General features: G+C 63.6%; 12 protein-coding genes. All 12 read right to left on the bottom strand.

What is annotated here, in order from left to right; translation table 11 throughout:
* Positions 1–83: 83 nt before the first annotated feature.
* Positions 84–2,018, bottom strand: coding sequence for a methyl-accepting chemotaxis protein (locus AB1N67_RS02635; protein WP_043211973.1), 1,935 nt, complete (start codon positions 2,016–2,018; stop codon positions 84–86).
* 196 nt (positions 2,019–2,214) lie between these two features.
* Entirely contained in the window at positions 2,215–3,507 is a 1,293-nt protein-coding gene (locus tag AB1N67_RS02630) for an adenylosuccinate synthase (RefSeq protein ID WP_013974430.1), read from the bottom strand.
* A gap of 56 nt (positions 3,508–3,563) precedes the next feature.
* Positions 3,564–4,751: an ATP phosphoribosyltransferase regulatory subunit gene (locus AB1N67_RS02625; RefSeq protein ID WP_367863513.1), complete on the bottom strand. Its 1,188-nt coding sequence runs from the start codon at positions 4,749–4,751 to the stop codon at positions 3,564–3,566.
* A gap of 289 nt (positions 4,752–5,040) precedes the next feature.
* Positions 5,041–5,910, bottom strand: a complete 870-nt coding sequence (hflC, locus tag AB1N67_RS02620; protein WP_043211977.1) for a protease modulator HflC — start codon at positions 5,908–5,910, stop codon at positions 5,041–5,043.
* Positions 5,910–7,088 carry an FtsH protease activity modulator HflK gene (gene hflK / locus AB1N67_RS02615; protein ID WP_043211979.1) on the bottom strand — a complete coding sequence of 393 codons (1,179 nt, stop codon included), beginning with the start codon at positions 7,086–7,088 and terminating at the stop codon, positions 5,910–5,912. The genes hflC and hflK overlap by 1 nt, the downstream gene beginning before the upstream one ends.
* Positions 7,089–7,184: 96 nt before the next feature.
* Positions 7,185–8,486: a ribosome rescue GTPase HflX gene (gene hflX / locus AB1N67_RS02610; RefSeq protein ID WP_043211980.1), complete on the bottom strand. Its 1,302-nt coding sequence runs from the start codon at positions 8,484–8,486 to the stop codon at positions 7,185–7,187.
* Positions 8,487–8,498: 12 nt separating this feature from the next.
* Positions 8,499–8,759: an RNA chaperone Hfq gene (hfq, locus tag AB1N67_RS02605; RefSeq protein WP_003258160.1), complete on the bottom strand. Its 261-nt coding sequence runs from the start codon at positions 8,757–8,759 to the stop codon at positions 8,499–8,501.
* Positions 8,760–8,853: 94 nt separating this feature from the next.
* The gene (miaA, locus tag AB1N67_RS02600; RefSeq protein WP_182942236.1) at positions 8,854–9,825 is read right to left on the bottom strand and encodes a tRNA (adenosine(37)-N6)-dimethylallyltransferase MiaA; all 972 of its coding nucleotides are present in this window, start codon (positions 9,823–9,825) and stop codon (positions 8,854–8,856) included.
* Between the two features lies 1 nt (position 9,826).
* Complete coding sequence (gene mutL, locus AB1N67_RS02595; protein WP_090343172.1) at positions 9,827–11,722, bottom strand: DNA mismatch repair endonuclease MutL; 1,896 nt, start codon at positions 11,720–11,722, stop codon at positions 9,827–9,829.
* Complete coding sequence (locus tag AB1N67_RS02590) at positions 11,719–13,158, bottom strand: N-acetylmuramoyl-L-alanine amidase (RefSeq protein WP_167358060.1); 1,440 nt, start codon at positions 13,156–13,158, stop codon at positions 11,719–11,721. The genes mutL and AB1N67_RS02590 overlap by 4 nt, the downstream gene beginning before the upstream one ends.
* Positions 13,159–13,632 (bottom strand): tRNA (adenosine(37)-N6)-threonylcarbamoyltransferase complex ATPase subunit type 1 TsaE, encoded by a 474-nt coding sequence (gene tsaE / locus AB1N67_RS02585; RefSeq protein ID WP_043211984.1) that lies wholly within the window; start codon positions 13,630–13,632, stop codon positions 13,159–13,161.
* Positions 13,620–14,480: an NAD(P)H-hydrate dehydratase gene (locus tag AB1N67_RS02580; RefSeq protein ID WP_043212015.1), complete on the bottom strand. Its 861-nt coding sequence runs from the start codon at positions 14,478–14,480 to the stop codon at positions 13,620–13,622. Before AB1N67_RS02580 ends, tsaE begins: the two co-directional genes overlap by 13 nt.
* Positions 14,481–14,499: the final 19 nt, after the last annotated feature.

The raw sequence follows: 14,499 nt of genomic DNA, 5'->3' as shown, positions 1-14,499 counted from the left end.
ATCCCACCGCCGCTCCAGGGGCTGCTTTACAGCCCCTGGATCCGGCAGGGCAACAGTCGCCCCGTCACACCCCCTACGTTTTTTCAGGCGCGGAACTGCCCCAGGCTCGCCCGCAACTGTGCCGCCAGATCATCCAGCACCTTGCTGCTGGCCGTGGTCTGCATCACCACCTCTGCCGAACGCTCAGCCTGGGCATGGATATTCTCCACTCGTCCGCGCACAGCCTGCGCGCCGTGAGCCTGTTGTTCAGCCGCCCGGGTCGCGAGACCGATGGCCGAGTGCACCTGCTCCACCGCTGCCTGTACCGACTGCTGACGACGCTCATTGTCACGCAGCACCAACAACCCTTCGCTTGCCTGGCGACCGGCCTGGCTAATGGTGGCCACCGCCTCCTTGGCTCCTGCCTGCAAGGCGGCGATGTGCGCCTGGATATCGCCCGTAGAGCTCTGGGTCTTGCTTGCCAGGGCGCGCACTTCATCGGCGACCACGGCAAAGCCGCGTCCCGTCTCTCCGGCCCGGGCAGCCTCGATAGCGGCGTTGAGCGCCAGCAGGTTGGTTTGCTCAGCGATGCCGTGGATCACGGTCAACACCACTTCGATCTGCTCGCTCTGCTTGGCCAGCCGTTCGATTACCTGAGAACCCGTCTCCACCTCCCCGGCCAGGTTCTCGATCAAACGCGCCAGCTGGGTGGAAGCGCGACTGTTCTCGTCAGTGGCTTGGCGGATATCCACCACTTGCTGCAAGGCCGCTTGCATGGCCTGGCTTTCGGCCTGGGCCTCGTCCGCCATGCTCGAAAGATCACGCAGACTGGCGGCGACCTCGTCACGCTGCAGCGCAGCGGCTGCGTCGGCACCTGCGTTGCGCTGAGCCATGGTGTCGATTTCCACTCCCGTACGCTGAGCCACTTCGCCAGCCTCGCGGACGATGGGCTGCAGCTTGTCGACGAAGCGATTGACCGCCGAGGCCATATCACCGATCTCGTCACGGCTGTCGAGCGCCACCCGCTTGGTCAGATCGCCCTCGCCCGCCGCCAGATCGTTCAGCGCCCCAATCAACAAGCGCAGCTTGTTGACCACACGCCGCCCCAGCACCACGGCCACCACCAACAACACGCCCAAGCCTACCAGCACCAGGCCCAGGCCGATCCGCCAGCGCAGCTCGGCCGCGGCATCGCGCACGGTTTGCGCGGTGTTGGCCTGCATGGCGGTGGCGCTGTTCTGTGCGGTCTCGAGACGCGACCGCAGGGCCTTGCCACTGTCGGCGGCGGCCGCCACCAGGCTATCGCCCACCAGTTGCTCGCCGCTGGCGATCAAGGCAGCAAAGCGCTGGTCCAGCGCCTTGAGCTCCTGCTCCACCCCGGCGGTCGACACGCCCATCAGCACCTTGCCGATCTCAGCGCCATTGGGGTTGATGGACGCCTCGACGTAGTACACCGAAGGGTCCTTGCGCGCGGCATCGAGCACCTTGTCCAACGCGCGCTCGCCCTGCCCGCGCTCGATCAGCGTCTGGTTGATGGGATTTTGGCGATTCAGGTAGCGGGTCAGGTGTTGGCCTTGGGCGTCGTCATAAATGACGAACAACACATTGGGATTGCGCTGCGCGCGACGCGCAAAGTCCGAAAGCGTCGGTACATCGTTGTCCCAGATGGCGCGCGGCGCGACAGAGGCCAATAGCTCGGCCATGTCGTTGGCCGAGTCCTTGAGGTTCTTCTCCAGCGTGGCGCGCAGTTGCTGCTGCTCACCCTGCAGGCGCTCGGAAAGGCCGGCGCTCAGGCGCTGACGAGTGCTGGCCGAGAGGCTGTCGAGCCCGGCGCGGACATCCTGCCCGGCCTGCTCCAGTTCAGCGGCCAGTTTCTGGCTGTCGCTGCCCAAGCGTGCACCCAAATCGGCTTCTAGGGCGGTGACCGTGCTCCGCGTTAGTGCAACGGCAACCAGCACCTGCACCAGAAGAGCGATACCAAGTGCAACAAACACTGGCCGCAAGAGGCGGCTTCGTAACAGTGAAAGAATGGCAGACACGTTGTAACTCCCGTGTTTTCTGGCGCCATTACTTTGATGGCACCGACAGGAGTTTCATACAGCAAGGGTTATGCCCAGCACAGCAGGGATAAACGCCAATGTCTGGCGCCTGACAAGGCATTTCTGCATGGTGCCCAAATGAAAACGCCGCGACTCCTTGCGGAGCGCGGCGTTCGATCACTGCCGAAGCGACTGATCAGGCGAACGGATGACGCAGCACGATGGTCTCGTTGCGGTCCGGGCCAGTCGAGATGATGTCGATCGGCGCACCGATCAGCTCCTCGATGCGCTTGATGTAGGCGCGAGCGTTGGCCGGCAGTTCTTCCAAGGTTTTCACGCCCAGGGTCGACTCGCTCCAGCCTGGCATCTCTTCGTACACCGGCTCCAGGCCGATGTAGCTGTCAGCGTCGGAAGGCGCGTCGATGACCGCACCGTTCTCGTTCTTGTAGCCAACACAGATGTTGATGGTTTCCAGGCCGTCCAGCACGTCCAGCTTGGTCAGGCAGATACCCGAGATGCTGTTGACGTCGATAGCGCGACGCAGGATCACGGCATCGAACCAACCGCAGCGGCGAGCACGACCGGTGGTGGAGCCGAACTCATGGCCGCGCTTGGCCAAGGTGGCGCCAGTCTCGTCGAACAGCTCGGTCGGGAACGGGCCAGAACCCACGCGGGTGGTGTAGGCCTTGGTGATGCCGAGGATATAGTCCAGGTACATCGGGCCAACGCCGGAACCCGTGGAGATACCGCCAGCGGTGGTGTTGGAGCTGGTGACGTACGGGTAGGTGCCGTGGTCGATATCCAGCAGCGAGCCCTGGGCGCCTTCGAACATGATGTCCTTGCCAGCGCGGCGCAGGTTATGCAGTTCGGCGGTGACGTCGAGCATCATCGGCTTGAGCTGCTCGGCGTAGGCCATGCACTCGTCCAGTGTCTGCTGGAAGTCGATGGCCGGCTCTTTGTAGTAATTCACCAGCTGGAAGTTGTGGTAATCCAGCAGCTCACCGAGCTTGGCGGCAAAACGCTCGCGGTGGAACAGATCGCCAACACGCAGGCCGCGACGAGCGACCTTGTCTTCGTAGGCTGGGCCGATACCACGGCCAGTGGTACCGATCTTGGCTTCGCCACGCGCCTTTTCACGGGCCTGGTCGAGGGCCACGTGGTAGGACAGGATCAGCGGAGCAGCCGGGCTGATGCGCAGGCGCTCGCGCACCGGTACACCCTTCTCTTCCAGCTTGGTGATTTCACGCATCAAGGCATCCGGAGCCACGACCACGCCGTTGCCGATCAGGCACTGCACGCCTTCACGCAGGATGCCGGAAGGAATCAGGTGCAGAACGGTCTTCTCACCGTTGATCACCAGGGTGTGACCCGCGTTGTGGCCACCCTGGTAGCGCACTACGGCGGCAGCATGTTCGGTCAGCAGATCGACGATCTTGCCTTTGCCCTCATCACCCCATTGGGTGCCCAGGACGACGACATTCTTACCCATAACACTTGTCCTCATTCACGCAAACTTGGTTGCCGGCCCACGGCCGACGAAGAATCTCAATGGGTCAGCGGCAGTACCTGCCAGCGCCCGTCTTGCTGAATCAATTGCCGATCACAATCCGCCTCGAGAGCAGCACTCAACGGCTGACCAGGCAGTGCCTGGACCACACGCTGGCCCTCGTTGCGCAACTGGCAGACCATCTGCCAGAGGGCCGTGTCGCCGCTGTCGGGCATCCAGATCCCGCCAGAAGGCAATACGACCTCCGCTCGCCCCAGTGTGACCAGGGTCTTCAAATCCGTGGAAAATCCAGTGGCTGGGCGTGCCCGGCCAAAATCGGCGCCGATGTCGTCGTAGCGTCCGCCCTGGGCGATCGACTGACCGACGCCTGGAACGAACACGGCGAACACCACGCCGGTGTGATAGTGATAGCCGCGCAACTCGCCCAGGTCGAAGTACAGCGGCAAGTCCGGATAACGCGCCGCCAGGCGATCGGCGATCGCCAGCAAATCGTCAAGCGCCGCCAGCACGCTGGCTGGCGCACGCCCCAGGCGGACGCGGGCCTCGGCCAGGACCTCACGACCACCGCACAGCTCGGTCAGGGCACGCAGCATGTTGCCCAGATCCTTCGGCAGGTCGGCGGTCAGGGCCTGCACTTCATCGACGGCCTTGCGCTGCAGGGCGTCGAACAACTGCTGCTCGACCGACCCGGACAAGCCGGCGGCACGGGCCAGGCCACGGTAGATGCCCACATGGCCGAGGTCCATGTGCACATCGGCGACATCGGTCAGTTGCAACGTGGCGAGCATCAGGCTGATGACCTCGACGTCACTGGTGGGACTGGCATCGCCGTACAACTCAGCACCGAGCTGAATCGGGCTGCGCGAAGTGGACAGGGCACGGGGTTGAGCGTGCAGAACGCTACCGGCATAGCACAGGCGGCTCGGCCCTTCGCGACGCAAGGTGTGGGCGTCGATACGCGCCACCTGCGGAGTGAAGTCGGCGCGGAAGCCCATCAGGCGACCGGACTGCGGGTCGACCACCTTGAAGGTGCGCTGGTCCAGGTCCTGGCCGGCACCGGTGAGCAGCGATTCCAGGTACTCGATATGCGGGGTGACGACCAGCTCGTAACCCCAACTCTGGAACAGGTCCAACACCTGGCGACGCGCGATCTCGATGCGCGCAGCCTCAGGCGGCAGTACTTCCTCGATGCCATCTGGCAGCAGCCAGCGGTCTACCGTTGCCATTACGCCATTTCCCCTCTGGTCCGGGCGGCTTGCCAGCTGGCGAGCCGTCAGTAAAGCAGGCATTGGCGCACAGCAGCGGGCAGCACCGATCCCAGCGCTACCACCGTACCCAATACCCTCGAATAGCCTTGCGACCTGACCAAACCGTCAACCGACACGTTGCCGATCAACCTTGCAGACGCAAAAAAGCCGGGAATTTCCCGGCTGACTCATCATACACCCCTTTTCCTTCAGGATGCACCCCGCTTGGCATTTTAGCTGCCAGGCGGGGTGCGTCTTCAGGAAGGGCTCAAGGCTTGCTCTTGTCCAGGAAGCGGAAGAACTCGTTCTTCGGATCGAGGACCAGCACGTCGCTCTTGCTGGAGAAGCTCTCGCGATAGGCCTGCAGGCTACGGTAGAACGCATAGAAGTCCGCGTCCTGGTTGTAAGCCTTGGCATAAATGGCAGCCGCCTGGGCGTCGCCGTCACCGCGGGTCTCTTCCGCTTCACGATAGGCCTCGGCCAGCAGTACACGACGCTGACGGTCGGCATCGGCACGGATACCTTCGGCCAGTTCGTTACCCTTGGCGCGGTGCTCACGGGCTTCACGCTCACGCTCGGTGCTCATGCGGTCGAACACACTGCGGTTGACTTCCTTCGGCAGGTCGATGGCCTTGACGCGCACGTCGACGACCTCGATACCCAGTTCCTTGCTGGCCATGCGATTCAGCGAAGCGGTGATGTCGGCCATCAACGCATCACGCTCACCGGAGACCACCTCGTGCAGGGTGCGCTTACCGAACTGGTCACGCAGGCCGCTTTCCAGACGACGGGACAGACGCTCATCGGCGATCTGCTTGAGGCCCGAGGTCGCGGTGTAGAAGCGTTCGGCGTCCTTGACTCGCCATTTGGCGTAAGCATCGACCATCACCGCCTTCTTCTCGAGTGTCAGGAAGCGCTGGGTCGGTGCATCCAGGGTCATCAGACGGGCGTCGAACTTGCGCACCTGGTTGACGTAGGGGACCTTCACATGCAGGCCTGGCTGGACATCCGCCTGGACCACGCGGCCGAATTGCAGCAATACCGCACGCTCGGTCTGGGACACGATGTAGAAGCTGTTCCAGGCCACGATGGCCAGCACCACGGCGGCGATCAGGGCGATCAGCGATTTATTGCTCATCAGCGGCTCTCCCTAGAACGCAGCGATTGTTGCTGCTGTTGCATTTCCTGCGCCGCGCGCGCGGCCGCATCGTTGGCCGACGCCGGTACTGTGCTGACCGGTGCGGCCGAATGGCGGCTGCCTTCGACCATCTTGTCCAGTGGCAGGTAGAGCAGGTTGTTCTGCCCATCCTTGCTGGTCACCAGGACCTTGCTCGAATTGCTGTAGACCTCCTGCATGGTCTCCAGGTACAGGCGCTGACGGGTCACGTCCGGTGCCTTTCGGTACTCGGCAACCAACTTGCTGAAGCGATCGGCCTCACCCTTGGCGCGGGCGATGACTTCATCGCGGTAGCCGTTGGCATCCTCGATGATGCGCTGAGCCTGACCACGGGCCTCCGGCACCACACCGTTGGCGTAGGACTCGGCCTGGTTGCGTGCACGCTGCTCGTCCTCGCGGGCACGGATCACGTCATCGAACGCTTCCTGCACTTCACGCGGGGCTGCCGCGCTCTGCACGTTGACCTGAGTGACGGTGATACCGGTGCGGTAGTTGTCGAGGAAGCGCTGCAGGCGCTCACGGATATCGACGGCCATCTGCTCACGGCCTTCGGTCAACACCTGGTCCATCGAGGTGGAACCCACCACATGGCGCAGGGCGCTGTCGGTCGCGTGCTGCAGGCTGACCTCCGGCTGGTCGACGTTGAGTACGAAGTCCTGCAGGTTGGTGATCTTGTACTGCACGGTCAGCGGCACCTCGACGATGTTCTCGTCCTCGGTGAGCATCTGGCCCTGCTTGGTGTAGGCCCGCTCGCGGGTCACGTTCTCAAGATATTTACGGTCAATGGGCGGGAAATAGATATTCAAGCCCGGACCGACAGTCTCGTAGTACTTGCCGAAGCGCAGCACCACAGCCTGTTCCTGTTCGTCCACGACGTACACGGCGCTGTACAGCCAGATGGCCGCAAGCACGGCCAGGCCGATGCCCAGCAGGCCCAGGCCGCCACCTTTGCCAACATTGCGGTCACCACCGCCACCGCGTTTCTTGCCGCTGCCAAACATGCCGTTGAGACTGTCCTGCAGCTTGCGGAAGGCCTCGTCCAGATCCGGTGGACCTTTCTTGTCGCCACCACCGCCGCCACGACGGCCGCCCCAGGGATCCTGATTGTTCGAGTTGCCACCCGGCTCATTCCAAGCCATAGCGCTCTCCATCTGATAAAGCAAAGACGCGCCCACGGCGCGCCGTCCAATGCTACAGAATGCCTGTCACGGTCGCCCGGCGACCTCGACGGGCATTTATTGCAAAGTGTGTTGCTCGATGAAAAGTTCAGGCTCCATGCCCTCGCGACTGACCAGGCGATTGAGCTCCACCCGGGGCAATCGCACGCTCAGCAGGCTGCGACCTTCTTCATCGTGCTCTTCGCCTTGCACCGCGCCCAGAGCGAAGAATTGCGCGCGCAAGCGGGCAAGTCGCTGTTCCAGACGCAGGGTTCCGACATACAGATCATCCCCCAGCAACTCGGCAATCGCCTGGCCAACCAGTTCCAGGCCACGTCCATCACGTGCCGATACCCAGACCCGCTGCGGTTTGCCGTCGGCATCTCGCTGGATCTGCGGCTCGACATCTTCGAGCAGGTCGAGTTTGTTATAGACCTCGAGGATCGGCAAGCCTTCGGCTCCGATCTCGCCCAGCACCGCCAGTACCTGCTCGATCTGCTCCATACGCTCGGGCTCATGAGCATCGATGACGTGCAGCAACAGGTCGGAGTTGCTCGATTCTTCGAGCGTAGCCCGAAATGCCTCGACAAGCTTGTGCGGCAGGTGGCGGATGAATCCCACGGTGTCGGCCAGCACGATCGGGCCTAGGTCGGCGAGTTCGAGTCGGCGCAAGGTCGGATCGAGGGTCGCGAACAACTGATCGGCGGCGTAGACGTCGGAGGTGGTCAAGGCGTTGAACAGCGTGGACTTGCCGGCGTTGGTGTAGCCCACCAGCGAAACGGATGGGATATCCGCACGTTTGCGGCCGCGCCTTGCCTGTTCGCGCTGACTGCGCACCTTTTCCAGACGCGCCTTGATCTGCCGCAGGCGGACCCGCAACAGGCGGCGGTCGGTTTCCAGCTGGGTCTCACCCGGGCCGCGCAGGCCGATACCGCCCTTCTGCCGCTCCAAGTGGGTCCAACCGCGTACCAAGCGCGTGCTCATATGCTCGAGCTGAGCCAGTTCGACCTGCAGCTTGCCCTCATGGGTGCGCGCCCGCTGGGCGAAAATGTCAAGGATCAGCCCGGTACGGTCGAGCACACGACACTCGAAGACGCGCTCGAGGTTGCGCTCTTGGCTGGGCGTGAGGGTGTGATTGAATATCACCAGATCGACCTGTTCGGCGTGGACCAGATCGCGCAGTTCCTCGACCTTGCCACTGCCAATCAGGTACTTGGCTGTAGGCTGGTGCCGGGCCACCGTGGCCAGCGAAACGATCTCCGCTCCGGCCGACAGCGCCAGCTCCTGAAACTCCTGCGGGTCTTCGCGCGCCTCAGGGTTCTGACCTTCCAAGTGAACGAGCAACGCTCGCTCACCACCACCGTGGCGCTCAAAGAACAATGCAGGCTCCTATCAGGCGTTGCCTGGCTCGCTGTCGCCGTGTTCGGAATCGGACGGGCTTGGCAGGCGAACCGGACGGGCAGGAACCACGGTCGAAATGGCGTGCTTGTAGACCATCTGGCTGACGGTGTTCTTCAGCAGTACCACGAACTGGTCGAAGGATTCGATCGAGCCCTGCAGCTTGATCCCGTTTACCAGGTAAATGGAAACCGGGACCTTTTCTTTTCTCAAGGTGTTCAAGTAAGGGTCTTGTAGCGAATGCCCTTTTGACATATGCCGCACTCCTGTAAGGATCAATAGTAAAAAAACAATAAAATCGGTCATTCAAGCCATTCTAATCGCAAGAATAGACGGCAATTGCAGGGACTCAGCTCAATATGGAGATGGCCCCCAGGTATTTCAAGGTGCGGGACAGATTGTCGCAGGCCAGGCTGTCGAGCCACTCCACGCCGGACCAACCACGTAACCAGGTGAATTGCCGCTTGGCCAATTGGCGAGTGGCAATGATACCGCGTTCACGCATTTCTTCGGCTGTCAGCTTGCCGTCCAGGTAGTCCCAGACCTGCCGATACCCCACTGCCCGTATAGACGGCAGCCCTGCGTGCAAGTCACTTCTGGCACGCAGTGCTCGGACCTCGTCGACGAACCCCTGTTCCAGCATTTGCGAAAATCGTAGCGCAATTCGCTGATGCAAAATGTGACGATCTGTAGGAGCGATCGCCAAACTGGCGACAGTATAGGGCAAATGACCGCCCGCGCCTGCGTCTGAGCCGCGACTTTCCGCGTATTGACGTTGCCGGTGCGCGGTCATGCTTTCGCCGCTCACGCGATAGACTTCCAAGGCGCGAATCAGTCGCTGCGGGTCGTTGGGATGGATGCGCGCCGCCGATTCCGGATCCACTTCGGCCAATTGCCGGTGCAGCTCGGCCAAGCCCAGGTCCCGCGCCTGGGCCTCAAGCTCGGCACGCACGGCAGCGTCTGCGGCGGGCATATCCGCCAAACCATCGACCAGCGCCTTGTAATAAAGCATGGTGCCGCCCACCAGCAAAGGGATCTTGCCCCGCGCGGTGATCTCGGCCATCGCTTCCAGCGCGTCGGTACAAAATTGCGCCGCCGAGTAGCTCTCGGCCGGGTCGAGAATGTCGATCAGCCGATGGGGGTGTGCAGCCAGCACGTCCTTGGGAGGCTTGGCGGTGCCAATATCCATGCCGCGATAGACCAGCGCCGAATCGACACTGATCAGCTCACAGGGCAGCACCTTGGTCAGCTCGATGGCAAGGTCGGTCTTGCCGGCCGCCGTCGGGCCCATGAGGAATATCGCTGGGGGCTTGCCGCTCATGTCATCGACCGCGCAGGAAAAGTTTGTCCAGGTCATCCAGCCCTAGCTGGGTCCAGGTCGGCCGACCGTGGTTGCACTGGCCACTGCGCTCGGTGTTCTCCATGTCACGCAGCAGCGCGTTCATCTCGGGGATGGCCAGGCGGCGGTTGGCACGCACCGCGCCGTGGCAGGCCATGGTACCGAGCAGCTCGTTGAGGTGCGCCTGGATACGATCACTGGTGCCGTACTCCATGAGATCCGCGAGCACGTCCTGGACCAGCCGGTTGGCCTCGGCCTGCTTGAGCAAGGCAGGAATCTGCCGGATCGCCAGGGTTTCTGGGCCCAGGCGCTGCAGTTCGAAGCCCAGGCGCTGGAACCATTGGGCATGCTCCTCGGCGCAGTCGGCCTCGCGCTGGCTGAGGGCCAGCGACTCGGGCACCAGCAGCGGCTGGCCACTCAACCCCTCGCTGGCCATGGCCACCTTGAGGCGCTCGTACATGATGCGTTCATGGGCGGCATGCATGTCTACCAGCACCAGGCCAACGGCGTTCTCGGCCAGGATGTAGATGCCTTTGAGCTGGGCCAGGGCAAAGCCCAATGGCGGCACATCGCCCTGGCTTTGCGGCAACGCCGCCGGGACAGAGGCGCCGCCCTCCAGCGGGGCGAAGAATTCACGATAGACAGCCTGCGCTTCAGCAACCGGCACAGGCTGCGAGGGGCGTGGGGTGTACTGGTACTGATAACCCGAGCCACCACCGGCGAACGACTGGCGCGGCTCGGCTTGAGGCTGCTCCAGCACCGGCGAGGCCAGGCGCATCTCGCCCTGGGGCCCGAACTCACCGGCCTGCAGACCACTGGGACGGACGATCTCGGTAGCCGCTGCCGGTGCGGCGAGCTGGTCTTCCGGACGCACGTCCGCCAGGGCACGGTGCAGAGTGCCATACAGAAAATCGTGGACCATGCGCCCTTCGCGAAAACGCACTTCATGCTTGGTGGGGTGCACGTTGACGTCAACCCCGTTCGGCTCGAGTTCGAGGAACAGCACGAAGGTCGGGTGCCGGCCATTGAACAGCACGTCGCGGTAGGCCTGCCGCACCGCATGGGCCACCAACTTGTCACGCACGGCGCGACCGTTGACGAAGAAGTACTGTAGATCAGCCTGACTGCGCGAAAACGTCGGCAGGCCAACCCAGCCCCACAAACGCAGGCCATTGCGCTCGACATCGATAGGCAGCGCCTGCTCGAGGAAGCCCGGGCCGCAGATCGTGCCGACCCGCCGCGCCCGGGTCAGCTCATCGGGCGCCTCGTGCAGACTGAGGATGCTCTTGCCGTTATGTCGCAAGTGGAAGCCGACATCGAAGCGAGCCAAGGCCAGACGCCGGACGACTTCCTGCAAGTGATCGAACTCGGTCTTCTCCGACTTGAGGAACTTGCGCCGGGCCGGGGTATTGAAGAACAGGTCACGCACCTCGACCGAGGTACCGACAGGGTGCGCGGCGGGCTGTACACGCGGCGTCATGTCGCGCCCCTCGGTCTCCACCTGCCAGGCTTCACCAGCGCCGGCGGTGCGCGAGGTGAGCGTCAGGCGCGCCACTGAACTGATCGACGCCAGGGCCTCGCCGCGAAAGCCCAGGCTGAGCACGCCTTCGAGGTCTTCGAGTTCGCGAATCTTGCTGGTGGCATGGCGCGCCAAGGCCAGCGGCAGATCGTCAGGCGCGATGCCGCCACCGTCATCCCGCACGCGCAGCAGCTTCACGCCGCCCTGCTCGACTTCCACATCGATACGCCGGGCACCGGAGTCCAGGCTGTTCTCAAGCAGCTCCTTGGCGACCGAAGCCGGGCGCTCGACCACCTCGCCTGCGGCGATCTGGTTGGCCAGCCGAGGGCTGAGCAACTGGATGCGCGAACCACCACTCATTGCTGGGCAGCCAGGGTAGTGCCAGGGATGTCGAGGTGCTGGCCGACCTTCAGCTCATCGCTCTTGAGGCTGTTGGTGGTCCGCAGGCTGGCCACGCTGACCTGATAACGCACGGCGATCATGGCCAGGGTTTCGCCGGGCCGCACAGTGTGCTCGCGCGGTCCCTGGGCAATCTTGCCGCTATCGCGCAGCCATGCGATGTAAGTCCCGGGAGGGGGGCTTTGCTGGAAATACTGACGCACACCAGTGTGGATCGAGCGGGCCAAAGCCTGCTGGTGGCTCTTGGTCGCCAGCTTGGCGGCTTCGTTGGCATTGGAGATGAACCCGGTTTCCACCAGGATCGACGGAATATCCGGGGATTTCAGCACCATGAACCCAGCCTGCTCCACGCGGCGTTTGTGCAACGGGGTGATGCGCCCCATGTTGCCCAACACCTTCTGCCCCACATCGAGGCTGGAGCTGAGCGTGGCGGTCATGGACAGATCCAGCAGTACACCTGCAAGCATGCGGTCCTTGTCATCGAGGCTGACATTGCCGGCGCCCCCGATCAGGTCGGAGCGGTTTTCCGTGTCGGCCAGCCAGCGCGCGGTCTCTGAGGTTGCGCCCCGGTCGGACAACGCGAACACCGATGCACCGAAAGCGGCCTTGGACGGCGCGGCGTCGGCATGGATGGAAATGAACAGGTCGGCGCCCTTCTTGCGCGCGATCTCGGTGCGCTTGCGCAACGGGATGAAGTAATCGCCCGTTCGGGTCAGTTCGGCGCGATAGCCACGCTCGGTGTTGATTTGGCGCTGCAGCTCGCGGGCAATCTGCAGGACGATGTCTTTTTCATGCTGCCCACGCGAGCCCGATGCGCCTGGGTCCTCGCCACCATGGCCGGCGTCGATGGCGACGACGATGTCGCGCTTGCCACTGGGCACCGGCGGCAATTTGATAGCCGGCTGGGCAGGCGACACCGGCACGGCCGGGGCAGTAGCGGGTGTTTGCGCAGGCGGCGGGGTCGGAGTACTGGCGGCAACGGCATCGGCTTCCTGATCGTACAGATCGACCACCAGACGGTTGCCATACTGCGCGTTGGGCGCCAGGGTGAAGCTCTTGGGCGTCACGGCCTTTTTCAGATCGACCACCACGCGCAGGTCAGTGGGCGTGCGCTGGGCGGAGCGCACACTGTTGATCGGCGTATTGGAGGTGGCGACATTCAGCGTACCGCCCAGGGTGGCGCCGTTGATGTCGATGACCAGGCGGTCCGGCGCGGTCAGGGTGAAGACGCTGTGCTGCACAGGGCCGGACAGGTCGAAGACCAGCCGCGTATTGTCCGGTGCGCGCCACAGACGCATGCTCTTGACTTGTGTGACGGCCAGAGCGTCAACGGTCACCGCTGTCAGCAGCAGCCCAACGACGGCGACCAGTGCGCGTATGCGCATACCTAACCCCATTTACTGTTTGAATTCTGTGGCCAGGGCGGCGCACCAGGCCTCACCGCGAGCCCCCTGCGGTGAAAGGAGAAGCGAGCGTCCACTCGCTTGCGGGCTTATGGTAATGGTCAGGTCGGGCTTTGGCAAAACGCCCGCACCCTTTTGTGGCCATTCGAACAGGCACAGCGGGTCCCCTTCGAAATAGTCACGGATCCCCATGAACTCCAGCTCCTCCGGATCGACCAGACGGTACAGGTCGAAATGGAAGGCGCGCACATCGCCAATTTCGTAAGGCTCGACCACGGTGAAGGTCGGACTTTTGACTGCCCCGGTATGGCCCAGGCCGCGGATCAGCCCGCGCGAAAGCGTGGTCTTGCCCGCGCCCAGATCGCCTTCGAGAAAGATCACGCCATGACCGCCGGTCACTTCGGCCAAGCGTGCACCAAATGCGACGGTGGCCGGTTCGTCGGCCAGAAACAGGGTTATGCCAGACACGCTGAATGCTCCTCCAACAACTCACGAATGACCGGAACCAGATCACTGGCCGCCAAGCCTCTTCCCTTCACACCCAAGCGCTCCCCTGCACAGGCGTGCAACCACACGCCCAGGCAAGCGGCCGACCACGCGTCCATGCCTTGGGCCAGCAAGGCGGCCAGCACACCGGTCAGCACATCGCCCAGGCCCGCGCCCGCCATGGCCGGATGGCCACGCTCGCACAGCGCCAACTGCCCATCCGGGCCTGCCACCAAGGTACCGGCGCCCTTGAGCACGCAGACACTGGCATGCTTGCGCGCAAGCTTGCGGGCGGCTCCCGGGCGGTCGGCCTGAACCGCCTCAGTGGAAATACCCAGCATGCGCGCTGCCTCCCCAGGATGCGGGGTGAGGATGCTGCCGCTGTGCAGGGCCAAGGGCCTGTGCGCCAGCTGATTCAGCGCATCGGCATCCCACACCTGCGGCACAGGCGCGTTGGCCGCCGCCGACAACAGGCTGCGCCCCCAGGCGGCCTGGCCCAGGCCAGGGCCGACTACCAACACCGAGGCGCGCTCGAGCACGCCCATCAACTGGTTGGCCGAACTCACGCCGAGCCACATGGTTTCGGGCAGACGTGCAAGCCCTGCACTGACGTGCTCGGGGCGTGTGGCCACGCTCACGAGGCCAGCACCGCAGCGCAGGGCCGCCTCGGCACTGAGCATCACCGCTCCGCCGGTGCCCAGATCGCCCCCGACCACCAGGACGTTACCGAAGTCGCCTTTGTGGGCGTCGGCGCGGCGCGCTGGCAGGTGCGCAGTGGTCAGGCTGCTCAGCAGCTGGGGGGCATTACCGGGGTGTTTGGTCTGAGGCATGGGGTCAAAGGCTCCGATG

The sequence above is a fragment of the Pseudomonas guariconensis genome, from assembly GCF_040822035.1.
Taxonomy (GTDB): domain Bacteria; phylum Pseudomonadota; class Gammaproteobacteria; order Pseudomonadales; family Pseudomonadaceae; genus Aquipseudomonas; species Aquipseudomonas guariconensis.
The sequence above is the reverse complement of the archived record's forward strand: the minus strand, read 5'-3'. Positions and strand labels throughout refer to the sequence as shown.

Excerpts from the sequence above, each read along its gene's own strand:
- AB1N67_RS02630 (WP_013974430.1), bottom strand. The coding sequence starts at position 3,507 with ATGGGTAAGAATGTCGTCGTCCTGGGCACCCAATGGGGTGATGAGGGC.
- AB1N67_RS02625 (WP_367863513.1), bottom strand. The coding sequence starts at position 4,751 with ATGGCAACGGTAGACCGCTGGCTGCTGCCAGATGGCATCGAGGAAGTA.
- hflC (WP_043211977.1), bottom strand. The coding sequence starts at position 5,910 with ATGAGCAATAAATCGCTGATCGCCCTGATCGCCGCCGTGGTGCTGGCC.
- hflK (WP_043211979.1), bottom strand. The coding sequence starts at position 7,088 with ATGGCTTGGAATGAGCCGGGTGGCAACTCGAACAATCAGGATCCCTGG.
- hfq (WP_003258160.1), bottom strand. The coding sequence starts at position 8,759 with ATGTCAAAAGGGCATTCGCTACAAGACCCTTACTTGAACACCTTGAGA.
- miaA (WP_182942236.1), bottom strand. The coding sequence starts at position 9,825 with ATGAGCGGCAAGCCCCCAGCGATATTCCTCATGGGCCCGACGGCGGCC.
- mutL (WP_090343172.1), bottom strand. The coding sequence starts at position 11,722 with ATGAGTGGTGGTTCGCGCATCCAGTTGCTCAGCCCTCGGCTGGCCAAC.
- AB1N67_RS02590 (WP_167358060.1), bottom strand. The coding sequence starts at position 13,158 with ATGGGGTTAGGTATGCGCATACGCGCACTGGTCGCCGTCGTTGGGCTG.
- AB1N67_RS02580 (WP_043212015.1), bottom strand. The coding sequence starts at position 14,480 with ATGCCTCAGACCAAACACCCCGGTAATGCCCCCCAGCTGCTGAGCAGC.